This is a genomic window from Neolewinella sp. (assembly GCF_965214665.1).
Classification (GTDB): Bacteria; Bacteroidota; Bacteroidia; order Chitinophagales; family Saprospiraceae; genus Neolewinella.
Genome location: NZ_OZ243970.1, coordinates 2946814 through 2970738, shown reverse-complemented (window position 1 = coordinate 2970738; position 23925 = coordinate 2946814). Strand labels below are relative to the sequence as shown.

The window sequence follows — 23925 nt, the reverse complement described above, 5'->3', positions numbered from 1 at the left end:
AAGTGGGAGTAAGTACGATTTACGCAAGGACCGTATCTTGAGCACTAAACTAGCCTATACATGACGGTGATCGTAAAGAAAGATGCTACCAAAGCGGAGTTTCAGAAGTTGCTGGATAGCCTGCCCTCCCAGCGGCCAAAATTTGACGCGCGGCGTTTTTTGGGTACAGTGAAGGTATCTCAATCACCTATGGACATTCAACGCAAACTGCGTGATGAGTGGAAATAGCTTGCTGGTAGAAACACATATTGCGTTGTACCTACTTGCTAGACTATCCTCCACCTACCCCCGAGGATAAAACACCACCCCTACCACACCCCCCCGGTACTCCTGCCGGTAAGGCCGCTCAAAGGTCGGATACTGCAACCGAGTTCCCCCCCTAGCGTAGCCCGCACCCAGCAGCAGACCCAGCCGCGGCCACAGCCGGTACTCCACCCTTAACTCACCAGTGATGGCCAGGGGAACGGCGGGAGTGTCCGCATAGATTGCCGCGGCGGGACCGGCTACCCCACTGCGCAATAGCGTCTCACCCCTTGCCCATCTACCTACCTCGATCGACGGACCCGTAGCTGCCTGAAACGTCCACCTACCGGTACCGTACTGGTAACCCACCAGCAACGGTAGGTGGAGACTGCTGAGGTCGGCCGTCACCTCCTGCCCGGCCGAAAGGGTGGACGGGGTTAGGGTATTGGTTGCCGTCCGGAAGGTCAGACCAGTAGTAAGGGTAACCGGGCCCCGGCGGAGCACGGCAATCTGTAGTTGGAACGAACGCGCGTTTGCGAAGGCGGACTCTGCGCGCATGTCCCGCGGCAGGTCACGGACAGGCCGGAGTGGGAGACTGAAGGTACCCGGCCCCACAGCCAGGGAGAAGAACCGTCGGGGCGGACCCACGGCCGTGATGATCTGTTTGGGTTGTAACGGAAACTCTGGAAGAGATACCGGCCGGGTACTGAGCAACGGAATCGGCAGGGTTGGTAGTCGCCGTATAGCTACCGAACCCAATCGAGCCGGGGGCAGGAAGGGTACCTCCTGTCCGTGAAGTACCCGTCCGGGTGGCGAGCCAAAGGAGGTAGGTACCGGGGGCTGGGATGTACCATCTCCTACCGCCGGTACATCTTGATCTTGCGAGTCGTCTCTGGCTGCTATGCTCATTGTGGCTTCCGCCGCGTCGGGCGACGCTGACGCAACCGCCGGTGGGCTGACCGTTTTCGCCGCTGTATCGCCCGCTAGCCAGATAGAGATGCCGATAGCAACTAGTAAGAGTAGTGGGAAAAGCCAGATGAGGTCGTGAGGTCTCCTGTCAGGAAACAGTCGTGGTTCCATAGCCTTCCACCTGAGCGATTTGGGAATGTCGTTGCTTTCGTGCTCCCCCAATAGGTTCCGTAGTTGCTCTTCTTGTTCGGGTAACATTAGGGGAGGTTTTTAGCGAAGGTGCCTAGACGCTCACGCAGCGCGGCACGTGCGCGATTGAGTCGGGTGCGGGACCCTTCGGAAGTAATGCCCAGTAGTTCACCGATCTCCGCGTGGCTATAGCCATCCACGACGTAGAGATTGAAGACTAGGCGGTAAGCGGGCGGCAGGCGGTTTAGCTCCGCGAGAATGGCATCTACCGAAGCGGTATCTATTACTTCAGGAGATGCACTCACCCGCTCCGGATATGCTTCCTTTAGGTTAGTGTTAAGCCGGCTCGTGCGCCGAAAGTGATTCAGCGTACGGTGGATGGTGATGCGGGCGAGCCACGGACGAATGGGGCCTACCGCTGGGTCGAAGTGGGCAAGGGTAATGAATATCTCAGTGAAGGTCTCTTGCACAACGTCCTGCACATCCTCGCCGGCTACCCCGTAGCGTCTGATGATAGCCAGTAGATATGGCAGATGCTTTTCGTACAGTGCGCGCTGCGCCCTACGATCATGTTTTAAGCAACCGTGGAGTATCTCCGGGTCGGTCAATCGTTATGCGTTAGTCGCATACTAGGATGGGAGCGTAAAATTCCATGCGTATCTCCCCAACACCATCATACCCATTAGGCGTATCTATGGTACAACTACGATCGTTGTCGTCGTAGGTGTAGAACTGAGCGGTGTAGCTACCCCGCCAAGTCGAGGGGGCAGAGGACTCGCGTTGTATGGTAGAGGGGCTGTCAACACAGGGCATGGCATCGTTTAGGCCACTAACTACGGTAAGTTTTCCGGACTCGATAGGGTAGTTCGTGATCAAGGCGGTATTTAGTTCTTCGCCAGTGTTGTTTTCCTCAGCGGGTACATGAAAGATGTAGATGTACCCATTAGATTCGTCGGCGACTATAGGGCCGCATTCGCTCAAGCCGGCTACGATGAAGTACACATTACTAGCGGGATCATGACTTACTGCCGCCTCCTCAAAGTTTATCACCTCTCCATCAGGAAGCGTGACGCGGAAGAAATAGTCATCCGACTTCTCAGTGATAGGAGATGGATCATCTTTCTCACAAGCCGTACCCCACAGGGCAAGAGCTAGTAGAAGTAGGGCAGGGGCGCATGCTTTCATATCACTAGTTCACCAGCCAGTCGGCAAACGTTTCGTCAACGCAGTAAATTTTTTAGGCCCTCCGGATGCACTCCGCACCCGCGGCCCCCCCCCAAAGCCACAGTCCGCAGGATCCTTACCCTCCCCCCACCAAATAACCCCGATCTTCCAGGTCCACACCACGACCTCCCCATGCGCCTCCTCCTCCTCCTACTCTTACCCCTCACCCTCCCCGCCCAGCTCACCCTCACCCCCAACGGCCGCCACCTCCAGGACAGTACCGGTACCCCCATCCTCCTCCACGGCGATACCGGCTGGAATCTAAGCATCCGCCTGACGCGGGAGGAGGTCGATCAGTACCTCAGCAAAAGACAGGAGCAGGGTTTCAACACCATCGGCATGGCCGCCCTATTCGAGGGTAACCTTTACAATGTCTACGGAGATGCGCCCTTCGTTCAGGTTGATGGACAGTGGGATCCCGACCAACCCGCCACCACCCCCGGTAGCGACCCCACGGATACCACCGCCTACGACTACTGGGACCACCTCGACTACGCCGTAGACCAGGTCGCCGACCACGGTATGTACGCCGCCCTCGTGATTGCCTTCAATGCGATGGTAGTCGGTGACGGTCACGGAAGGAAGCGCGAGCAGATCGTCTTCACCCCCGCAAAGGCCTACCGCTACGGCCGCTTCGTCGGGGCACGCTACGGGCACCACGACCACATCATCTGGATGCTCGGTGGCGACCGCTCACCGGTGTACGGTGAGTACGACTACCGCCCCGTCTACCACGCCATGGCCGAAGGGGTTGCCGACGGCATTAACGGAGAGGATGACTTCGACGGGCGGGCCAACTACAGCGGTATCCTCATGAGCTACCACCCGCAGAAGGCGCGGCCGGCTTCCTCCGAATGGTTTCACGATGCGCCCTGGAATAGTTTTAATTCCATTCAGTCCTGCCCGGATGCGATCGCGGAAGTGATCCGCGCCGATCTTGTCCTCGCCCCCACTAAACCCACCTGGCTCTTCGAGGGCCGCTACGAGGAGTACACCTTTGCCTACCGCGACTGGGTAGCACGCTTCCAGGCTTACCGGGCCCTCACCGCCGGCGCCTTCGGCCACCTGTACGGCAACCGCTACGTCTGGAACTACGACAGCACTTGGCAGCAGCACCTCGACGATCCCGGCGCCCACGACATGCGCCACCTGTACACCCTGTTCACCACCGCCGTGCCCGGCTACGGCTGGGGTGACTGGCAACCCTACGATGGCTTGCTTACCGCCACCGATCCGGGCAGCATCACCAACACCTGCTGGCGCAATCAGGAGGGGGCACCCGAGGCAGATTTCGTTACCGCCATGCGCAGCACTGACCGCCGCGCCGCTCTAATCTACGCCGCCAACGGTAGGTCCTTTGCCATCGACACGACCCAACTGGCCAACACCCCCACCGCCGCCTATTGGTATAGCCCGCGTACTGGCCACTACTATGATCCGCAGGACCAACGGGAGCACCCCACACCCCGCAACGTGCTAGCTACCCAAGACGCTGACTACTCCTTCGATCCCCCCGGTCAGCCGGCCCGCGACAATGATTGGGTATTGCTGCTTATCGCACGCGCACGATGAGTTGCACTGGCTAAAGCCTCCGCACCCGCGTCCCCGCCCTACTGTCAAAATAGCCGTTTAGTCGGGAAACAGCCTGACAAAATTTCTGTCCACCAAAACGGGCCCACCCTTTGCAAAGGTTAAACCGTCCAGTCTACGAACCCACCTATACCGCTTTTAGGTTCTACTACGGCCAGGACTAAAGAGACAATAACTACCTGTACCTCACGCCCTTAGGGCGGGGCCGCAGGTGCAACGAATAGCGAAATGAACTTCAATAACTTCACGATAAAGAGCCAGGAGGTCCTCCAGCGAGCCAGCGAAATCGCGGTGGGCAACCAGCAGCAGTCGATCGACCCGGCCCACCTGCTGAAGGCTATTTTTGAGGTCGACGAGAACGTGACGCCCTTTCTCTTCAAAAAGCTAGGGGTCAATTTTAGTGCAATCAAGTCGGCTATCGACAGCATCGTAGCCGGTGTACCCAAGGTGACCGGTGCCCAACAAGTACTGAGCCGCAACGGCGTAGAGCTAGCTCAGCAGGCCAACGTAGCCGCCCGCGAGATGGGTGACGAGTATGTCTCCATCGAGCACCTGCTGCTGGCCGCGCTGAAGATCAAGGATCCCGCTAGCCAAGTGCTAAAAGATGCCGGTATCCGCGAGAAGGAACTGAAACTGGCCATCGAGGAGCTGCGGGGCGGCAAGAAAGTGACCTCCAACAGCGCCGAGAACAGTTACAACAGCCTGGAGAAGTACGCCATCAACCTCAATGAGCGGGCCCGGGAGGGGAAACTCGATCCGGTGATCGGCCGCGATGAGGAAATCCGCCGCGTACTGCACATCCTGGCGCGTCGCAGCAAGAACAACCCCATTCTGATCGGCGAGCCCGGCGTGGGTAAGACGGCCATCGTCGAAGGACTGGCTCACCGCATCGTCAACGGCGACGTGCCCGAGGACCTACGCGAGAAGGATATTTACAGCCTCGATATGGGCGCCCTCATCGCCGGAGCCAAGTACCAGGGTGAGTTTGAGGAGCGGCTCAAGGCGGTGATCAACGAAGTCACTCAGGCCGAGGGACAGATCTTCCTCTTCATTGACGAGATCCATACCCTCGTAGGTGCCGGTAAGGGTGCCGGAGCCATGGACGCCGCCAACATCCTGAAGCCCGCCCTGGCCCGCGGCGAGCTGCGCGCCATCGGTGCCACCACCCTGGCCGAGTACCAGAAATACTTCGAGACCGATAAGGCCCTGGAGCGCCGCTTCCAGCAGGTGACGGTAGACGAGCCTTCCGAGGAGGATGCCATCTCGATCCTGCGCGGACTGCGCGAGCGCTACGAGACCCACCACAAGATCAACATCCTGGACGAGGCCATCGTGGCCGCCGTACAGCTCTCGGAGCGCTACATCACCGACCGCTTCCTGCCCGATAAGGCCATCGACCTGATCGACGAGGCCGCCGCCCGCCTGCGCCTGGAGATGAACTCCATGCCCGAGGAACTCGACGAGATCGAGCGCCGCATCCGCCAGTTGGAGATCGAGCGCGAGGCCGTCAAGCGGGAGGCCGACCAGTCGAAGATCGAGCGCATCAACCAGGACCTCGCCAACCTCGAGGAGCAGCGCAACGAACTGCGCGCCCAGTGGGAGAGCGAGCGCGAGGTGGTGCTCGGTATCCAGCAGGCCAAGCAGCGGATCGAGGAGCTGAAGAACGAGGCCATGCGCCTGGAGCGGACCGGTGACTACACCAAGGTAGCCGAGATTCGCTACGGACAAATCCCCGCCGTGGAGACCGAGTTGAAAGACTTCAACCAGCGACTGGTGGACATGCAGTCCAACGCCAAGATGCTCGTCAAGGAGGAGGTCGATAGCGAGGACATCGCCGAGATCGTCGCCCGCTGGACCGGCATTCCCGTTACCCGTATGCTCGAGTCCGAGCGCGAAAAACTGCTGCACCTTGAGGAGGCTCTGCACGAGCGGGTCATCGGACAGGACGAGGCCGTCGAGGCCGTCGCCGACGCCATCCGCCTGAGCCGCACGGGACTGAGCAACCAGGACCGCCCCATCGGCTCCTTCCTCTTCCTCGGCACCACCGGGGTGGGTAAAACGGAGCTGGCCAAGGCCCTGGCCGACTACCTCTTCAACGACGCCGACATGATGACGCGCATCGACATGAGCGAGTACCAGGAGCGCCACGCCGTAAGCCGACTCGTAGGTGCCCCTCCCGGTTACGTCGGCTATGACGAGGGTGGACAGCTCACCGAGGCCGTACGTCGCAAGCCCTACAGCGTGGTGCTGCTCGACGAGATCGAAAAGGCCCACCCGGACGTCTTCAACATCCTGCTCCAGGTGCTCGACGATGGCCGCCTCACCGACAACAAGGGGCGGGTCGCCAACTTCAAGAACACCATCGTGATCATGACCTCTAACATCGGCTCCGACGTGATCCGCGAGAAGTTCTCCCAGATCGACGGCAACAACGAGGAGGAGATCGTGGAGGAGACCAAGGACATGCTCTTCAACGTGCTGAAACAAACCGTACGGCCTGAGTTCCTGAACCGCATCGACGACGTGGTGATGTTCCGTCCGCTGAGCCGCCGGGATATCCGTCAGATCGTCGAGCTCCAGCTCAACGAGGTCAAGCAACAACTCGCCGAGCAGGACATCCGGCTCACCGTGGCCCCCGAGGCCATGGACTGGCTGGCCGCCGAGGGCTACAACCCTGAGTTCGGTGCCCGTCCGCTGAAGCGGGTCATTAAGAAGCGGGTGCTGCGGCAGTTGTCGAAGCAGATGCTGCAGGGTGACCTACAGCCCGGTAGCCAGATCGTACTGGATGTGTTTGGGGATGTGGTGGTGTTTCGGAAGGCTCGGGAGGGGGAGCGCAGTGTGCCTGAAACGACCGTGGCCTAAACGCTGCCTCCTACACAGGTAAAATTTTGTTAAGACCGTTTGCCGCCACCAACTATAGGTGGGGGCAAACGGTCTTATCCCCGTGCTTTCTTCCACAAAAAGTGAGTAACCCAAAAACAAATAAACGTCAAATGAAAAGATTACTAGTTATCGTGCTGGTGGCCGTACTGGGGGGCTTGATCGCCCTCGGCGGTGCCAATTATTTAGGCTGGGGCCAGACCCGCTACGTCGAGGTCAACGGTACCCCCTCCAGCCTGACCCGTTTTGCTAATGCCCCCGAGACCCGCGTGGTACCCGCCCCGACGGACGGCTTCGTCACCGCCGCCGACCGCGCCCTACCCGCCGTGGTCCACATCAAGGCCAGTAAGCCCGCCGGTCGTGGTGGCCGTGGCGGAGGAAACCCCTTCGGTATCGACCCCGATCAACTGCCCGATGCCTTCCGCGACCTGTTCGGTAACCCCGGCCGCGGTGGCGAGGACGGCGAGATGCCCCTCCAGCAGGGTAGCGGCTCGGGCGTCATCATCAGCAGTGACGGCTACATCGTCTCCAATAACCACGTAGTCGAAGATGCCGAGACGCTCGAGGTCGTACTCAACGACGAGCGTACCTACAGCGCTACTGTCATCGGTACCGACCCCACCACCGACATCGCCCTGATCAAGATCGACGAGACTGACCTCCAGCCCATCGCTTTCGGCAACAGCGACGAGGTGAAGGTAGGACAGTGGGTAGTGGCCGTAGGCAACCCCTTCAGCCTCACCAGCACCGTCACCGCCGGTATCGTATCGGCTAAGGGCCGCAGCATCGACATCGTACGCCGTAGCGGCGGCGACCTGGCCATCGAGTCCTTCATCCAGACCGACGCCGTAGTCAACCCCGGCAACAGCGGCGGTGCCCTGGTCAACCAGAACGGCGACCTGATCGGCATCAATACCGCCATCAGCAGCCCCACGGGTGTCTTTGCCGGTTACAGCTTTGCTGTGCCCTCCGCCATCGTGAAGAAGGTCGCCGAAGACCTGCGCGAGTACGGTGTGGTACAGCGTGGACTGCTCGGTGCCCGCATCCAGCAGATCAACACCACCTTCGCTAAGGAAAAAGACATCAAGCGCAATACCGGCGTTTACGTAGCCGAGGTCGTCGATGGCAGTGCCGCCGAGGAAGCCGGCATCCAGGAGGGCGACGTCATCCTGAGTGTAGACGGCGTGACCACCCTGCGTAGCAGCGACCTGCTGGAGCAACTGGGTCGCCACCGCCCCGGCGATAAGGTCGAGTTACGGGTCGAGCGCGACGGCAAGGAGCGCAGCTTTACGGCTACCCTGAAGAACTCCGACGGCAATACCGACGTGGTCCTGCCCAGCTCCGGCTCCGATGTAGTAGCCGCCCTGGGCGCCGAGTTCGAAAACCTGAGTGCCGACGAGGCAAAGGAGCTCAACGTAGAGGGGGTAGCCATCGCCGATCTTGGTCAGGGGCTCCTCTCCGAGCAGACGCGCGTCCGGGAGGGCTTCATTCTCACCCGCGTCAACGGCCGCAGCGTCAAGGACGTCGATCAGCTGAATGACCTCCTGGAAAATGCTACCGGTCCGGTAACCCTCGAGGGCGTATACCCCGACGATACCTCCCGTACTTATAAGTACGCGATCGTTAAGTAGGTGTATAGGCGTCCAACGCTTTAAAGCGTTGGACGCCTTACCTTCGCCCGCTATTCGCGGCGCATATGAGCATAAAAGTCGGCATCTTCTTCGGTGGGCCCTCCCGGGAGCGCGAGATCTCCTTCGCCGGCGGCCGTACGGTCTACGATAACCTCGATAAGGCCCTCTTCGCGCCGGTGCCCATCTTCGTCGATAGCTTCCGCCGCTGGTACCTGCTCGACTGGCAGTACCTGTACCGGGGCAGCATCCGTGACTTTTTCCCACCCGTGCAGCTGGCTCCCGAGAGCGCCCACGATTTTCAGGTGTACCAAGAGAGCCTAGGTCCGCAGCACGACCTGGACCTGGACGAGATGGGCACCTACGTCGGCCGCCGCATCCACCGCGAGGAGCTACCGGAGCTAATTGACGTGGCTTTTCTGGCCCTGCACGGCGAGTACGGCGAGGACGGACAGCTCCAGCGCGAGCTCGAATACGCCGGTATCCCCTACACCGGTAGCGGCGTACGCGCCAGCGAGATCGGCATCGACAAGGCGCTGCAAAAGGAGCTGATGGCCGTCGCCGGCTTTCCCTCACCGCCGATCCTGGTGATTGGAAGAGAGGACTTTGCCGCCCGGCCCATCGAGGACTTCTACCAGCATTCGATAGAACAGATCGGATGGCCTATGGTCGTCCGCCCAGCCCGCCAGGGGAGTAGTATCGGCGTGGCTATCCTCCAGGAAGAAGAAGGGTTGGCCGGCTTCGAGCAGGCTATCAATGCCGCCTTCTTCCGCGAGCCACTGCTCCTACAGGACTACGCCGACCGCTCCCCGGCCGACCGTATCGAGTACGTGCGCCGCATCAGCGACCTACGTGACGGGATTGCCTTTCCCCTAGACGCCCAGCGCGGCGAGCACCGCCTCACCCTCTACACCCCCGACGAGGTGTACGACTACCTGGAAGCAGCCAGTACCGACGGTGGCTACCCGCTGGTCATTCTGGAGGGTCACCAGTCGGAGGATCGCGTCATTATCGAAGGCTTCATTTCCGGCAAGGAGTTCTCGACCATCGTCCTGCGCACCCCCGACGGCGGTGTCGTAGCCCTGCCCCCCACCGAGATCGTCAAGTACCGGGGTGAGCTATTCGACTACCGCAGCAAGTACCTGCCGGGGCGTAGCCGTAAGGTGACGCCCATCGACCTACCGGGTGAGGCCATCACGGCCATCCGACGCGAGACCGAGCGGTTATTTACCGAACTGGGCTTCGCGGTCTACGCGCGTATCGACGGCTTCTACACCCCCGGGGGCACCATCTTCCTCAACGACCCCAATACGACCAGTGGCATGATGCCCTCGTCGTTTTTCTTCCACCAGGCGGCCGAGATTGGCCTGAGTCCCAGCCAGTTCCTCACCTACATCATCCGCACCAGCCTCCAGGAGCGCGACCATACGGAACTGCTACAATCCGTGGATGCAGACCTGGAAGCATTGCGGCGGAGCGCAGGTGCAAAGCAGCGCGTTGCCGTCCTCCTTGGGGGCACGAGCTTCGAACGCCACATCAGTGTCGAATCCGGGCGCAACGTCTACGAGAAGCTAAGCAGCTCGCAGGCCTACCGCCCCCTTCCCCTCTTCCTGACCGCTCCCATCACCGAAGACCAGTCCGGCAACCCCTACGTGCTGTACCAACTGCCCGTCAACCTGCTGCTCAAGGACAACGCCGACGACATCCGCGACAAGATCCGCAAGCCGCAGGAACACCCCGCCACCGCCGAGATCCGCCGGGCCTGCGCTGGAATTACCGACCGCTATGCCGATCCCGACGTGGTCTTTCACCCGGTGCACGTGCCCCTGGAAGAGCTGCCCCGTACGGCTGATGCTGTATTCATTGCCCTGCACGGCCGGCCGGGGGAGGACGGACAGGTACAGCGCGAGCTCGAACGACTGGGCCTGGCCTATAACGGCTCCGGACCGGAGAGCTCGTCCGTCACCATCGATAAGTACGCCACCCTACAGCGCCTCTATGCCGCCGGCCTACCCGTGACCGAGCAGTGGCTGGCCCCTCGCGAAGATTACCTGCTCAATAAGGACGCCTTCTACCGGCGGGTGGAGGAGAAATTCGAGTACCCGCTCATCGCCAAGCCCGTCGACGATGGGTGCAGTTCGGCCGTCAAGCTCCTGCGTACCCGCGCCGAACTGGCGGCCTACTGCCAGCTCACCTTCCAGCCCGGGGGCAGGCAGGAGGAGCAGGCCCGCCGGGCCCTCAAGCTTGGGGAAAAAGAGGAGTGGCCGCTGGGTAAGAGCACCATCCTCTTCGAGTCGGCCATCACGGCGGAGGGCGCGGAGAAGTTCCTGGAAATCACCGGGGGCATGCTTACCCACTACGATGGGAAGGGCAAGCTACGCTACGAGGTCTTCGAGCCCAGCGAGGCCCTGGCCGGCAGCGAGGTCCTGAGTTTGGAGGAAAAATTTCTGGCCGGGGAGGGACAAAACCTGACCCCCGCCCGGCTGGCTACCGATAAGTACTCTTACCAACACGTCGCCGGACAGGTCAAGGCCGATCTGGAGCGCGCCGCCCGGGCCCTGGGGGTCGAGGGCTACTGCCGCATCGATGCCTTTGTACAAATCTTTGCTGACGGGCGGGCCCGCACCGTGGTCATCGAGGTCAATAGCCTGCCCGGCATGACGCCCGCTACGGCCATCTTCCACCAGGCAGCCCTGGCCGGCTACAAGCCCTACGAATTTATTGCCGCGCTACTAAAATTTGGGGAGGAACGTCGACGTCATGCCACCAGTGTGCCGCCGCCCCCACGGCCCGAACTTACTCTCCGATCCGTAAAAACCGCCCACACCGGCCCTACCATGCCTGCAGCGAAAATAGTCCCCACCAAGAGCGCTGCACCCGCGGCCGCGCCCACCCGTTCCGCCCTGCTTACGGTGACAAAGAACGTGCTGGCTGCCGGCCTTTTTCTGGCCCTCCTCTTTCTGCTGCTACGGGCCGGACTGAACGTATACACCAACCATGGTGAGAGCATGGAGATCCCCACCTTCGAGAATATGCTGATCGACGATGCGCGCCGGGTAGCCCACGCTCAGAACCTGAAGATCGACGTGACGGTGGGCGGCTACGATCCCGAGCGCGCGCCGGGTCTGGTGGTGCAGCAACAGCCCCCTGTAGGTAGCCGCGTGAAGAACAACCGGACGGTGTACCTGACGATCCTGAGTCAAGACGTACCCGACGTGAGTCTGCCGAGCCTGGTGGGTAGCTACGACTACAATGTATACACCCGCCTGCTGGAACGCAAGAACCTGAAGTACAGTATACGCGAGCGGCAGTTCGACGCGCGGCAGGAGGAGGGCACTATCCTGTACATGTACTACAATGACCGCAAGATCACGGACGAAGACCTGCGCGCGGGGGTACAGGTGCCCATGGGCAGCACCATCGAGTTCGTAGTCACGAAGCGGCAGGGCGACCAGATCGAGCTGGCCGACTACCGCTGTCAGCAGTATGGGACGGCCGAATTTAGTATCACGGGTAGTCAGCTCGAGGTGGGGCGGGTCACCGGCGAGTACACCGACCGCTACGCGGCCTATATCGTGCGTACGGAACCGGCAGCGGGGACGCAGGTGACCACCGGTGGGAAGGTCGACTTGGTGCTGAGCGACAATCTACCCGCGGATTGCAACGAATAAGGAGCAGGCATTTGGCGTTGAAGCCTTGCAACTACCTGAGATGAGAATTTCTTTGCTTTTTTTGCTTGCTTCTGCCGGTCTGGCCGCTCAGACCATTGCACCGCTTATGGAGCAGGTCGAACTGCGGCGACCGATGCTGGTGCAAACCTCCCTAGACTTCCGCATGGCCTGCGGCGATGCCGTGGAACTGCCTGGCGTGGAGCGCCTCATCACCGGGGCGGGTCGGTCCCTACGGGTAGACCTGGATACGGTGGGCCTGGGCAGCGACCTAACCGACTACCGCTGTATCGGCTGCGAGACGGCCCGCTTCGGTACGGCGGAGCTACGCAACGATACGGTGGTGTACACGGCCCGGGTGGGGGTGGAGCAGGGCTTCGATACGCTGGGGCTCACGGTGTGCTCCCCGCAGGGGGTGTGTGCCGATACGGTGCAGCTGGTCGTACTGGTGCAACGACCGGGCCGGACCGTTCAGCTAGGTAACCAGCTCGTAGTACCGGAATCGACGACCGAGATCACGGTACCGGCCGACAGCCTGCCCGGCGGGGCGGTGTGCCGGACCATCGCCAGTTGTGCGGATACGGACTACGTGGGGCGGGGGCAGCGTAGTGGGTTTAATCGGCCGCTGGGGCAGGGGGGCAACGACTTCAGCTACGAGGCGGGGCGCTACGGAGGTACGGACGAGGTATGCGTAACGGTGTGTAATGAATTCGGGCTCTGTGATACCTACCGGGCTACGTTTACGGTGGACCGGCCGAGCGTGGCACTGCCCTTCTTCGACGATTTCTCCTATGCGGGGGTACGGCCGGACGTGGACCTCTGGCAGGATGAGGACGTACTGATCAACCGCACCTACGGAGTGACGCCGCCCTCCCTGGGGGTAGCGACCTTTGACGGGCTCGACTTCGACGGGCAGCCCTATCCGGGAGGCGGGAACGCCCAACAGGGCACACCACGGGACTATCTCACCTCCGCATCGATCGATCTGGCGGGACAAACGGGTACGGTACTCTCCTTTTACCTCCAGCCGAAGGGCCTGGGCAACCGGCCGGAGGTGCAGGATAGCTTCCTCGTACAGTTTTTGGACGTAACAGGAACGTGGAAAACCGTCTTTGCCCGGCAGGGGGTGCTGACCACCCAGTCGAACACCGATGTGGACCCCTTCGAGGGGGTGCTGGTGAACGTGCCGGCCGAGTACGCCTACGACGGCTTCCAGTTCCGCTTCGTGAACCTAAGTACCGAGACCGGTGGGGTGGATAACTGGAACCTGGACTACGTAAAGCTCAGCAATACCTCGACCACCCTTGTGACCCAGGACCTGGCGCTGATTGAGCCACCCTTCCGCCTGACCGCGCCCTACACGAGCGTGCCCGTGCGCCACCTGCAGGCGGCCGGCGGGGAGCTCTTCGCTGATTCCATCTTCCTGCGCCTCTGGAACCACCGGGCGGACGTGACGCCGGTGACCCAGTCTACCTATACCATCGCCAATCAGGGCGACCCCTTCTTCTCTTCTTCCGCCGGCCTTTTTCCCTCCCGCTTCTTCGGTCAGGACAACGGCATTGCGCCGCAAACCTTCGAGACGCGGCGGGCCACCTTTTCGGAGCTACCGACCTCCGGCGAGGTACGCAGCTTCATCGAGGGGCTCGATCCGGCGGGTGATTATACTCTAGCCACGACCTACTCCCTAACGGTAGCTACGGAGGATGCGACCTTCTCTCCGGCCGTGAGCCGCAACAACCGGGCGACTACCCTGACCGAGCTGGGGGACTACTTTGCCTACGACGATGGCAGTGCCGAGGTGACCATTGAGGGGCAGACCGGCAACGTAGTTGTGCAGCGCTACCGCGCCTACGTGCCCGATCAGCTGATCGGTATCCGCATCCGACTACCGCGGGGGTTGAGGGATGCTAGCAATCAGGACATTAACTTCGAGGTCTACGGGGAGGGGGAAGGCGCACGGCCGGGAGAATTGGTCTACAGCTTTTCCGCCCCCGTGCTCTACGCCGAGGACTTCTTCAACGACTCGCTACAGGCGTTTACGAGCTACGCTTTACCGGAGCCGCTCAACCTGCCGGTAGGAGACTTCTACGTGGGCTGGCGGCAGGGTACGGCCAGTCGCTCGCTGCCGGTGGGCTTCGACCGCAACAGTCAGCCAGATAGCGTGGCCTTCTTCAACGCGGGCAGTGGCTTTGAACCGTTGGGTGGGTCGACGCGGGGGGCAATCATGATCCGTCCGCTGCTGAGTGGAGCCGACGTACGCCCTACGGCTACCCGGGACCTGACCGTAGCGCAGTTCGTCATGGTGTATCCTAACCCCACGGCGGGGCAATTGAACATTCAGCCGCTCGGAACGGTAACTGCCCAGGAACTCAGCTACCGACTCTACGCCGCCAGTGGGCAGCAGGTGGAGCAGGGTAGCGGGAGCCTGAGCCTGAGTATAGATATGACCGATCTGCCTCCGGGCCTGTACCTGCTCGAATGCCGCTGGGGCGAGCGGCTGAGCCGGCATAAGATTATACGTAATTAACGAATAAGCGAAGCAAGATTATGGAAGCTACCGTAGCGGAACTCAAGCGCCGGGAACAGGAGGGAAAGGACGACTACGTGCTGCTCGATGTACGCGAGGATTACGAGCGCGCCGAATTCAACGTCGGCGGCATTCACGTACCCCTGGGCCAGCTCAGTATGTCGATGGATAAACTCACCCCCTACCGCAACCAAGAAATTATCGTATACTGCCGCAGCGGCAAGCGCTCGGCGATGGCCCAAGAACTGCTGCGGCAATCGGGCTTCAAGAATGTACGCAACCTCGAAGGAGGAATGCTAGCTTACCAGGAATAGAGTTACCGCTTACGGTACACCTTAGCCTCGAAGCCCGCCGTACGGACGCGTTCGGCGAGCTCGCTGGCGGCATCGTAGTCCTGCGACCTACCCACTAGGGCAACGGCATAGGTACCACGATCAAACGTTGACATCTCGGTATCCCCGAAGCCGGCCTGGCGCAGATCGCGCACCCGGGTGCGGGCGTTGATAACCTGGCGAAAGGTGCCGGCGATGACGAAGTAGCGCCCCTCGCCGGTGATATCGGCCGTCGGAGTACGTGCGTCGTCATCCGCCGGATCAGCCGCAGTGACGGCCCGTAATTCCTGGGGCACGAGCTCTCCGCCGCTGCCGCGGGAGGCCTGGCCGTCAGAGAACGCGAAGGAATCTTGTGCCGAAGTTTTTGGAGAATTGGTGTAGGTACCGCTATCTTGGGGCATGACTTCTCCTTTTTTTGCCGCGGCAAAGGCCTGCGAGATCAGTAGAGCCAGCGCTAATAGGCAGACGATGAGGATGACGGGAATGACAACGGATGATTTCATCTAGGCTAGCTAACGTTTGAAGTTGATTAAGGAAAAGACCTAACCACCCTAAGGAAATAACCTCCCCCCCGGTTTACGGCCGGGCCGAGGAAAGATTTTTGTCAAGTGTTTGCTTTTTGGAAAGACCGTTTTTAGAGGGAGTGCCGCCTAGGCACTCCCTTTTTTGTGCCGCTAAACCATTCCCCCCACCCGGCGTTGGCTCTACTATGCCCGATTTCCCTTCCGTCTACCCCCCAGCCACGCTGGCCCATGACCCTAATGCCCCCAGCCGGAAGGAGGATCACATCGAACTAGCCTTCCGCTCCCAGGTCGACAGACTACAGCTCGACGAGCGCTTCGACTACGAACCACTGCTGGCCGCCCACCCTGCGGCCGGTAGCCTACCGCAGCTAGATTGGGGCGGTAAGACGCTGGCCGCCCCCCTGTGGGTGAGCAGCATGACTGGGGGCACGGAAAAGGCCTTTGCCATCAATCACAATCTGGCCCGCGCGGCCGGCGAGTTCGGTATTGGTATGGGACTGGGCTCCTGCCGTAGCCTGCTGTACGACGATCACCGCTTCAAGGATTTTAATGTCCGGCCCGTAGCGGGCGACGCTGCCGTAGTGTTCGCCAATCTGGGAGTAGCCCAGGTACAAACGCTGCTCGATGAGGGCGACGAAACCATGATCGCTCAGCTCGTGCGTAGCCTGGAGCTTGACGGACTCATCGTGCACGTCAACCCCCTACAGGAATGGCTACAGCCGGAGGGGGACCGCTTTACCGCCCCGCCACTCGCTACCGTTACCAGTCTACTGGAGGCACTGCCGGAGCTTCCTCTCATCGTGAAGGAGGTAGGGCAGGGGATGGGCCCGGCCAGTCTACAGGCGCTGCTGCGACTCCCCCTGTTGGCCCTGGATACGGCCGCTAACGGCGGCACAAACTTCGCCAAGCTGGAACTCTTCCGTTCCGACGACCTGGCCCGAGAAGCCTATGCCGGTCTCGCGCAGGTTGGACACGGCGCCACCGAGATGGTCCGCCAGATCAATGGGCTGCTTCGCTCCGAAACCGTGCCGGTGGCGTGCCAGAACCTCATCATCAGCGGCGGGGTACAGGGCTTCCTGGATGGCTATTACCTCACGGAGCTAGCCGGTCTACCGGCGGTGTACGGTCAGGCCTCCGCCTTTCTGCGCTACGCCCGCGCGGACTACACCAGCCTGCGCCGCTACGTCACGAGCCAGCTACGTGGCCTGGAGTTAGCCAGGGCCTATCTTCGCCCCCGGCACTAAACGTACCCCCCGCCAGTGGCGCAGCAGCAGGAGAACGGACGCATCAACGGCTTCAGTAAGCTCGGCAAGGCAGAGCGCCGGCAGTGGCTCCTGGATACTTTTCTGCCCACTCAGTCGGTAGGTGATTTTTGCTACTTCGACGCCGCCAGCGAGAACCTTCAACGGGTGCTCGATAACTTCAGCGAAAATACCGTCGCCAACTTCCCCCTTCCCTTCGGTGTAGCGCCCAACGTGATCGTCAACGGGCGGACGTACGCCGTGCCCATGGTGATCGAGGAGAGCAGCGTGGTGGCCGCCGCCAGTAGCTCGGCCAAGTACTGGAGTACCCGGGGGGGCTTCACCACCGAGGGGATCGCCACCGAGAAACTGGGACAATTGCACTTCCGCTGGTCCGGCCGGCCCGAGCGCCGCGCCGCCCTCCTGCCCGCCCTCGAACGGCGGCTGCGCGGTGCGACCAGTGGGTTGACCGCCCGTATGGAGGTCCGCGGCGGCGGCGTGCGCGGTATGCAGTGGAAGCACCTGCCGGAAGTGCACCCCCAGTGCTACCAGTTGCTGGTCCGCTTCGGTACGGCCGATAGTATGGGGGCCAACTTCATCAATACCGTACTGGAGGCCTACGCCGGTGAGCTCGAGCGCTGGGTCGCCAGCAGCAAGGCACTGACGGCCGACGAACGGGAGGTAGAGGTCATCATGGCCATCCTCAGCAACCACACCCCGAACTGCACGGTGCGTGCAGCGGTACGCTGCCCGATCGCGGAGATGAACATTCCCGGCTCCGGAGTCGATGCGGCGGATTTCGTGCGCCGGTTCCAACTCGCCGTCGAGATCGCCCGCCAGGACCCCTACCGCGCCGTGACCCATAATAAGGGCATCATGAACGGCATTGATGCCGTGGTACTGGCCACCGGTAATGACTTCCGGGCCGTGGAGGCCGCCGCCCACGCCTTTGCCGCCGAGGACGGGCAGTACCGCTCCCTGAGTCGCTGCCGGGTGGTGGATGAGGTGTTTCACTTCGAGCTCACGGTACCGCTAGCGCTGGGTACGGTGGGGGGACTGACGCGGTTGCACCCGTTGGCGAGTCTTTCACTAGACCTGCTAGGTCGGCCCGGGGCGGAGGAACTGATGGGCATCGCCGCGGCCACGGGTCTGGCGCAAAACTTTGCCGCGTTGCGGAGTCTGGTCACCACTGGCATCCAGCGCGGGCACATGAAGATGCACCTGCAAAATATTCTAGCGAGCCTGGAGGCCAGCGTGCCCGAGCGGCGGCAGACGGCGGAGTTCTTCGCCGGCCGGACGGTGAGCCACCACGGGGTGCGGCAGTATTTGGAAAACTTGCGCCTCAGAAAGGGCTCGAACCTTTGACCTACGGATTAACAGTCCGCCGCTCTAACCAACTGAGCTACTGAGGCAGGGCGCTTAAGCGGTCGCAAACTTACGCCGTCCGGCTATATTTTGCAATCTTTGTGGCCCCAAAAAATGAAATATGCCCCTACTTGCTGTCGGTACCCTGGCCTACGATGACGTCTATACGCCCTACGGAGAGGCTAAGATGATCCAGGGGGGCAGCTGCTCCTACATCGCCATGGCCGCCGCCCAGTTCGTGGAGCCGGTGCAGATCGTCTCGGTGATCGGGGAAGACTTCAAGGAGGAATACCTTACTGATCTCAAGCGCCGCGGGGCTGATCTGGAGGGGGTAGAGACGATCGCCGGTGGTAAGTCCTTCTACTGGGCCGGCCGCTACCATGACGATATGATGGGCCGCGATACCCTGGATACCCAGCTCAACGTACTGGCCGACTTCGACCCCAAGGTGCCGGAGAGCTACCGGAATACGGACTACATTATGCTCGGCAACCTTACGCCGGCCGTACAGTCGCGGGTACTCGATCAGCTAGATCACCGCCCCAAGCTCGTGGCCCTCGATACGATGAACTTCTGGATGGACGTGGCCCTGGACGACCTCAAGGTCGTGCTGAAGCGCATCGACATCCTCATCATCAACGACGAGGAGGCCCGCCAGTTGAGCGGCGAGCTGAGTCTGCTCACGGCCGCGGCTAAGATCGTGGAGATGGGTCCCAAGATCCTGATCATCAAAAAGGGGGAGCACGGGGCGCTGCTCTTCGAGCAGGACAAGGTGTTTTCCGCCCCCGCCCTGTTGCTGCCTGAGGTAGTGGACCCGACCGGGGCCGGTGATACCTTCGCCGGGGGGCTGATGGGCTACCTGGCCGCCAGTGACGATACCAGCTTTGAAAACCTCAAGCGAGCTGTCATCTACGGCTCGGCCATGGCGAGTTTCGTGGTGGAGGATTTCGGTCCGCGACGGCTCAGGGAGCTGGACCGGGCGCAGATCGACAAACGGGTACAGCGCTTCGTGAGCCTAACCAACGTCGCATTTCACTAATGATTTTGCACCCACGGCCCCGCCCGCATACGTATGGACGCACAGCCACTCATCGCGCAGATCGGGGCCACGCCGCTCCTGGACTGGCTGGCGCTGGCCTGCTCCCTGCTGTACGTCGTGCTGGCTAGCCGGGACCGTAATGCCTGCTGGATTTTTGCCGCCGTGGGCTCGCTGCTGTGGGCACACCAGATGCTGGCAGTCTACAACCTGGTGTCGGATGCGCTGCTGCAGCTGTTCTACCTGGTGATGGCGGGGGTGGGACTATACCGCTGGCGCCGTAGCGTACGGGCCCGACCGGCGGCCGAAGCACTGGATAGCGTGGTGATCGTGCACGAGGAGGGCAAACCGGCCATCCTACGCATGACGCTAGGTGAGCACCTCACGGTGGTGTCGAGCTCCCTGCTGCTGGGCTACGCGCTGGCTAACTTCGTGCTCATCTACCGGGTCGGTGCGGCCATGCCCGTCCTGGACGGTATCACCACCGCCTTCAGCGTGGTGGCTACCTTCCTGCTGATCGCCCGGCGGCTGGAAAACTGGCTTTACTTCGTAGCGATCGATGCGGCCTACGTATTTATCTACTGGCGCACGGGGGCCTACCTCTACCTGCTCATTATGCTGATGTATATCGTGGTGGCGGTGTACGGCTACCGGCACTGGCGGGGGCTAATGGTAGACGGTAGCGACCAGTCCGCGGCCTGAGGCGCGATCGCGAAACTCACACAGGTAAATACCCTGCCAGGTGCCCAGTGCGAGCCGGCCTGCGGTGATGGGCAGCGTAACGCTGTGGCCGATCATGGCGGCCTTGATGTGTGCGGGCATATCGTCGGGGCCCTCCAGGGTATGCACCAGGAAGGGCATATTCTCCGGCACCAGCTTATTGAAAACGGACTCGAAGTCGGTAAGCACATCGGGGTCGGCCGCCTCATTGACGGTGATGGCCGCCGAGGTGTGCTGGATGAAGAGGTGCAGCAGGCCGGCCTGGGGCAGGGGGGGCAGTTGCTCGAGCACCTCGCGGGTCACGACGTGGAAGCCGCGGCGGCGGGGGGTAAGACGAAACGTGGATTGCATTACCATGCCCCCAAAAGTACGGTGGAGTGAACACCGGGGCGGGGATTGGCCTAAAGAATACAAAGTCTTCTACATGCAACCCTCCGTCAAGTTACAGGCCTTCGTGCTCCGACTGTTTGCTGTTATCGGGATCGTGGCGATTCTCTACTACGGCCGGGGCGTGCTGCTGCTGCTTATCGTGGCCGGACTGATCGCTATGCTCCTCAACCCCATCGACAACAAGCTACGCGGCTGGGGGTGGAAACCGGGCTTTGCCATTGCGGGGGCTACGCTGGTACTGATGCTATTCTTCGCCGCGCTCTTCTTCGCGGTGGGCAAACAGGCTACGCGCTTCGTCAATAACTGGCCCAAGATCCAGGAGCGACTGACGGAGCAGGTCGAGCGGGCCCGGGAGCAGGTACCCTTTCTGCCGGGTGAATCCTCTGCTACCGCGGCGGGGGATTCTACCACTGCACAGGCACCCCCGCAGGCGGGAACCGCCACCGGCAGTAGCGGTAATGTACTCCGCAGCCTGCCCATCGGGGGAAAGCAGATCACCGGGGCCCTGTCCAGCACCCTGGGTATTCTGGGCGACTTCCTGTTGATGCTCGTGTACGTGGTACTCTTTCTTTCGCAGAAGGAGCGCCTCTACGAGTTCCTGGTGCGGCGGGCCCCCGACGGGGAGCGCTCTACGATGAAGGAGACGGTCAACCAGGCTTCGGATGTAGCCCAAAATTACCTCAAGGGGCGGCTGATCCTGATCGTAATCCTCTCGGTGCTCTACGGCGTCGGCTTTAGTCTGGTGGGGCTTGACTACGCCATCGTGGTGGCGGTGCTGGTCGCCGTACTCAGTATTATTCCCTACCTGGGCAACATCATCGGCGGGGTACTGGCTATGGCCATCGCAATCGCCAGCGGTGGCGGGTCTTCCATGATTCTGGGCATCTTAGGTACTATGGCAGCGGCACAGACCCTCGAAAGCTACATCCTCACCCCCCTGATTGTGGGCGACGAGGTCGATATCAACCCGCTGACTACCGTCGTGGCGGTCATCGCCTTTACCGTAATGTGGGGGCCGGTGGGGGCCATTGTAGCTATCCCGATTGTCGCGATCATCCGCGTCATCTGTATGCACGTCGACGGGCTGAAGGACTACGGCTACCTGCTGGGGCAGGATTGAGCTAACCCGGCGCTATCTTGCGCCACATTTTACCGACTATGGGAGTACTCTATACCGCTATGCAACACAGTCACTCCGGCCTGCGCTGGATCGTGCTGGTCCTCCTTATCGCCGCTATCGTGCGCGCAGTATCGCGCCGGCGTTCCGGGGTGGTCTATCCGGGCAGGGACCGCCTGGCGCTGTTCGCCTTTATCTCGGTGCACATCCAGCTGCTGCTGGGCCTGCTACTGTATCTCTGGCTGAGTCCCTACGGCATCGCCGCCGACCCCATCGAGGGTGCTGGCACGGCGGTGGCCAAGTACTACAACTACGTCCACTGGATCGTCATGCTGCTGGCCGTCATTATCATCACCGTCGGCTACATCAGGGCCAAGCGGCAGGCCGAGCTCAACAAGGGCTGGAAGACCATCGCGGTCCACTACGGCATCGGCCTGGTGATGATCCTGCTGGCTATCCCCTGGCCGTTTTATCCGGGGCTGGAGAGTGTGGGCTGGTCGTAGGGCTTACCACCGAAAGCGGACCTCGGCACCGGGGGTGGCCCGGATCAGTACCTGACCGTTGGGTACGGCCCCCACGTTCAGGCCGGCTGACCAGTGCGCACTAAGGCGGTACTGTAGGCCGAGCTCCAGAGTGGGCAGTAGCGGAAAGCGGGACGCACCCAGGTAGTTGTGACTATCTTTAGATCTGGACTGTAGGTACCGCTCGTCATCCCCCCTTACCAAGTATGTTTCGCCACGCTCCCAGCTTGCTAGGGCGAGTTGTACGCCCACTCCAACCCAGGGCTGTAATCTAGCCTGTGGGCGAAAGGTCCATCCTACGTCGGTGGAAAGGAGTAGCAGGTCCGTTTTGTACCGGTCCGTAGTAAAGTAGTGGCCTGAGGCGATGGGTTGCAGGGCAGCTACCGCCTTTGCGTTATCGTCCGTGCCCCGGAAGTAGGTCACCCCCAGCCCATACCTGAGCTTCCGACTCGTCTGCCGGTGCAGGCGTAATAGGCCTACGGGGTGCAGTACCTGGTAGTCTAAGGAATGATAGTCTTCTGTATATAGCGTCACCGCCTGCTGCCGGTCCAACACAAAGTTCTTGCCGCTACCCGGAAACATCGGATCCTCCGTTTCCGACCATTCCGTCGTATAGCCCCCGTGCCGGAATGGTGTGCCGTAAAGGGCTACACCGATGTCCCAGTGGCCCCGGTCCCCCTGGGTGATTGGTTCTGCCACGTAGAGCAGGGTAGGAGGGTTGATCGCAGGCAGCGTGTCGAATGGATTACTTGATTCGGTGGGTACCACCGGCAAGACTACGGGGCGGATTAGGCTTTCGATCGCTGGGCGTGGTGTTGCAACGGGGCGGGGAGTAGGAAAATTAGGCGCTGAAGACAGCACTGGCGATGAGCTATTTGTGCGCAGAGCAGACTGAGCACGGAAACTATTTTGCTCCTGCTTTACGGACTGACTTACCTCCGCACGACGCAGCGATGCCCCAACCGGAGCGTGGGCGTATGACTCGGCTTCTTTTTGCCCCCGGTCGCCGGCAGCAGACGGCGTAGCCACCGCAAAGGCCGTCAGCGCAGGGGAGGGGCGCTGTCCCCCCCCGGGCAATAGATACAGCAGCCCTGCCGCTACCACCAGCACGCCCAGGACCCACAGCAGTGACCGGTAAGAAACAGGCTCGCGGTGGGGCTGTTCCATCCGTCGCCGTAGTGCCGCGAAGCCACCGGTGGGCGGGGCTTCCGGTAGCGGGCGGTGACTAGCCTCCCGTAGGTATTCTTCTAGCTCACGCATTGGATAGCTCGTTGTCGAGATTAAAGTAGGGGCCCGCCAGGCGCTGCAGTTGCGTACGGGCCTTGTGTAGGTTGGATTTAGAGGTGCCGATGCTGATCCCCAGCCGACGGGCAATCTCGGGGTGGCTGTACCCCTCTAGCACGTGCAGGTTAAACACCATGCGGTAGGTAGAAGGCAGGCGCTGTGTCAGGCGGTAGAGATCGGCAGCGTCCAGGGTCTCGATGGCCCGATTGTGCGAAAAAGGACTGGTGATCAGCACCACCAGACTCCGCCGCTGCTGCCGCCGGTAGTAGTCGATCGCCGTATTGATGATGATGCGGCGAAACCAGGACCGGTGGTGGGCGGGTGCGGGCTCCCCCTTCGCAAAGTGAGCGAACACCTTGAGGTAACTATCCTGCAGGACCTCCTGGGCCTCCTCCCGGTTGCTGCTGTAGTAGAGCGCCACGGTAATTCCGTAGGCATAACTGTAGGTATACCAGGCCCGCTGGGCGGCGGCATCGCTCCGGCTACAGGCTGCCGTTAAGTCGTGCAGTACGGTATCGTCCCACATGGGCTGAGGAC

20 protein-coding genes and 1 tRNA gene are annotated in these 23925 nt (G+C 61.3%); 13 read left to right on the top strand and 8 right to left on the bottom strand.

The features are described 5' to 3' along the window. Positions 1–60: 60 nt before the first annotated feature. Positions 61–228, top strand: a complete 168-nt coding sequence (locus ACOOHD_RS12780; protein ID WP_420458270.1) for a hypothetical protein — start codon at positions 61–63, stop codon at positions 226–228. Between the two features lie 54 nt (positions 229–282). On the opposite strand, the gene ACOOHD_RS12775 is transcribed toward ACOOHD_RS12780, so the two are convergent. The 3 genes from ACOOHD_RS12775 to ACOOHD_RS12765 all read right to left on the bottom strand — a co-directional run bounded on the left by ACOOHD_RS12775 (position 283) and on the right by ACOOHD_RS12765 (position 2526). After that, a complete protein-coding gene (locus ACOOHD_RS12775; RefSeq protein WP_420458269.1) occupies positions 283–801 on the bottom strand; it encodes a hypothetical protein in 519 nt (172 codons plus the stop codon). A 608-nt stretch (positions 802–1409) separates the two neighbouring features. Beyond that, positions 1410–1949, bottom strand: a complete 540-nt coding sequence (locus ACOOHD_RS12770; RefSeq protein ID WP_420458268.1) for an RNA polymerase sigma factor — start codon at positions 1947–1949, stop codon at positions 1410–1412. A gap of 10 nt (positions 1950–1959) precedes the next feature. After that, positions 1960–2526, bottom strand: a complete 567-nt coding sequence (locus ACOOHD_RS12765; protein WP_420458267.1) for a hypothetical protein — start codon at positions 2524–2526, stop codon at positions 1960–1962. 171 nt (positions 2527–2697) lie between these two features. Here ACOOHD_RS12765 and ACOOHD_RS12760 point away from each other — a divergent pair, with 171 nt between their 5' ends. The 6 genes from ACOOHD_RS12760 to ACOOHD_RS12735 all read left to right on the top strand — a co-directional run bounded on the left by ACOOHD_RS12760 (position 2698) and on the right by ACOOHD_RS12735 (position 15172). Next, positions 2698–4137 (top strand): DUF4038 domain-containing protein, encoded by a 1440-nt coding sequence (locus ACOOHD_RS12760; protein ID WP_420458266.1) that lies wholly within the window; start codon positions 2698–2700, stop codon positions 4135–4137. A 246-nt stretch (positions 4138–4383) separates the two neighbouring features. Next, a complete protein-coding gene (clpB, locus tag ACOOHD_RS12755) occupies positions 4384–7017 on the top strand; it encodes an ATP-dependent chaperone ClpB (protein ID WP_420458265.1) in 2634 nt (877 codons plus the stop codon). 131 nt (positions 7018–7148) lie between these two features. Further along, positions 7149–8666, top strand: a complete 1518-nt coding sequence (locus ACOOHD_RS12750; RefSeq protein WP_420458264.1) for a trypsin-like peptidase domain-containing protein — start codon at positions 7149–7151, stop codon at positions 8664–8666. Between the two features lie 65 nt (positions 8667–8731). Further along, positions 8732–12334, top strand: a complete 3603-nt coding sequence (locus tag ACOOHD_RS12745) for a PASTA domain-containing protein (RefSeq protein ID WP_420458263.1) — start codon at positions 8732–8734, stop codon at positions 12332–12334. 40 nt (positions 12335–12374) lie between these two features. Continuing rightward, a complete protein-coding gene (locus tag ACOOHD_RS12740) occupies positions 12375–14858 on the top strand; it encodes a T9SS type A sorting domain-containing protein (RefSeq protein ID WP_420458262.1) in 2484 nt (827 codons plus the stop codon). Between the two features lie 20 nt (positions 14859–14878). Further along, positions 14879–15172: a rhodanese-like domain-containing protein gene (locus tag ACOOHD_RS12735; protein WP_420458261.1), complete on the top strand. Its 294-nt coding sequence runs from the start codon at positions 14879–14881 to the stop codon at positions 15170–15172. A 2-nt stretch (positions 15173–15174) separates the two neighbouring features. Here the strand turns inward: ACOOHD_RS12735 and ACOOHD_RS12730 are convergent, their stop codons facing one another. Then, on the bottom strand, positions 15175–15693 hold the full coding sequence (locus tag ACOOHD_RS12730) for an SPOR domain-containing protein (RefSeq protein WP_420458260.1): 519 nt from the start codon (positions 15691–15693) through the stop codon (positions 15175–15177). 206 nt (positions 15694–15899) lie between these two features. Here ACOOHD_RS12730 and ACOOHD_RS12725 point away from each other — a divergent pair, with 206 nt between their 5' ends. Both ACOOHD_RS12725 and ACOOHD_RS12720 read left to right on the top strand, forming a co-directional pair. After that, on the top strand, positions 15900–16958 hold the full coding sequence (locus ACOOHD_RS12725) for an isopentenyl-diphosphate delta-isomerase (RefSeq protein WP_420458259.1): 1059 nt from the start codon (positions 15900–15902) through the stop codon (positions 16956–16958). 15 nt (positions 16959–16973) lie between these two features. Then, entirely contained in the window at positions 16974–18320 is a 1347-nt protein-coding gene (locus ACOOHD_RS12720; RefSeq protein WP_420458258.1) for a hydroxymethylglutaryl-CoA reductase, degradative, read from the top strand. Here the strand turns inward: ACOOHD_RS12720 and ACOOHD_RS12715 are convergent. After that, positions 18294–18367: transfer RNA gene (locus ACOOHD_RS12715), tRNA-Asn, on the bottom strand. The two genes, ACOOHD_RS12720 and ACOOHD_RS12715, sit on opposite strands and share 27 nt — an antisense overlap. A gap of 74 nt (positions 18368–18441) precedes the next feature. On the opposite strand from ACOOHD_RS12715, the gene ACOOHD_RS12710 reads away from it, so the two are divergent. Both ACOOHD_RS12710 and pnuC read left to right on the top strand, forming a co-directional pair. Next, on the top strand, positions 18442–19359 hold the full coding sequence (locus ACOOHD_RS12710) for a PfkB family carbohydrate kinase (RefSeq protein WP_420458257.1): 918 nt from the start codon (positions 18442–18444) through the stop codon (positions 19357–19359). Between the two features lie 33 nt (positions 19360–19392). Next, the gene (gene pnuC, locus ACOOHD_RS12705) at positions 19393–20058 is read left to right on the top strand and encodes a nicotinamide riboside transporter PnuC (protein WP_420458256.1); all 666 of its coding nucleotides are present in this window, start codon (positions 19393–19395) and stop codon (positions 20056–20058) included. On the opposite strand, the gene ACOOHD_RS12700 is transcribed toward pnuC, so the two are convergent. Then, complete coding sequence (locus ACOOHD_RS12700; protein ID WP_420458255.1) at positions 20023–20433, bottom strand: secondary thiamine-phosphate synthase enzyme YjbQ; 411 nt, start codon at positions 20431–20433, stop codon at positions 20023–20025. The two genes, pnuC and ACOOHD_RS12700, sit on opposite strands and share 36 nt — an antisense overlap. Positions 20434–20500: 67 nt before the next feature. Between ACOOHD_RS12700 and ACOOHD_RS12695 the strand changes: the two genes are divergently transcribed. Together ACOOHD_RS12695 and ACOOHD_RS12690 are read left to right on the top strand one after the other, a co-directional pair. Beyond that, positions 20501–21586: an AI-2E family transporter gene (locus ACOOHD_RS12695; RefSeq protein ID WP_420458254.1), complete on the top strand. Its 1086-nt coding sequence runs from the start codon at positions 20501–20503 to the stop codon at positions 21584–21586. A 59-nt stretch (positions 21587–21645) separates the two neighbouring features. Then, positions 21646–22086, top strand: a complete 441-nt coding sequence (locus ACOOHD_RS12690; RefSeq protein ID WP_420458253.1) for a cytochrome B — start codon at positions 21646–21648, stop codon at positions 22084–22086. Positions 22087–22089: 3 nt separating this feature from the next. Here the strand turns inward: ACOOHD_RS12690 and ACOOHD_RS12685 are convergent, their stop codons facing one another. After that, positions 22090–23364 carry a hypothetical protein gene (locus ACOOHD_RS12685; RefSeq protein WP_420458252.1) on the bottom strand — a complete coding sequence of 425 codons (1275 nt, stop codon included), beginning with the start codon at positions 23362–23364 and terminating at the stop codon, positions 22090–22092. Beyond that, positions 23357–23914: an RNA polymerase sigma factor gene (locus ACOOHD_RS12680; protein WP_420458251.1), complete on the bottom strand. Its 558-nt coding sequence runs from the start codon at positions 23912–23914 to the stop codon at positions 23357–23359. The genes ACOOHD_RS12685 and ACOOHD_RS12680 overlap by 8 nt, the downstream gene beginning before the upstream one ends. Positions 23915–23925: the final 11 nt, after the last annotated feature.